This is a genomic window from Halomonas sp. SIMBA_159, assembly GCF_046536035.1.
GTDB lineage: Bacteria > Pseudomonadota > Gammaproteobacteria > Pseudomonadales > Halomonadaceae > Vreelandella > Vreelandella venusta_A.
Genome location: NZ_JAWJBT010000678.1, coordinates 1 through 268, shown reverse-complemented (window position 1 = coordinate 268; position 268 = coordinate 1). Strand labels below are relative to the sequence as shown.

Here is a 268-nt window from a genome sequence, read left to right as displayed (position 1 = left end):
CGATAGCTGTCTATTGAAATTTGCCGATAAAATCATTTTGGCCGAAGCCCTTTACGAGGGGAAAGTGATTGCCGCTGAATTGCATTTTCTTTATGACGGCATCATGCATACGCATCTCTCCGGCACTATCCATGATTTCCATCAGTTGTCGCCAATCTATGTTTTGCAATACGGCGCAGTGCGTTGGGGCAAAGAAAATGGCGTCAAGCTGATTCATGCGGGTGGCGGGCGGACTAACGATGAGCAGGACCCGTTGTTTAAGTTCAAG

At 47.8% G+C, this 268-nt stretch carries 1 protein-coding gene; it reads left to right on the top strand.

Annotation, left to right across the window (positions count from 1 at the left end; all coding sequences use genetic code 11):
• Window positions 1-13: 13 nt before the first annotated feature.
• Window positions 14-268 (top strand): GNAT family N-acetyltransferase (locus tag R0J87_RS20915; RefSeq protein ID WP_498888663.1); only part of this gene is annotated, 255 nt, incomplete at its 3' end.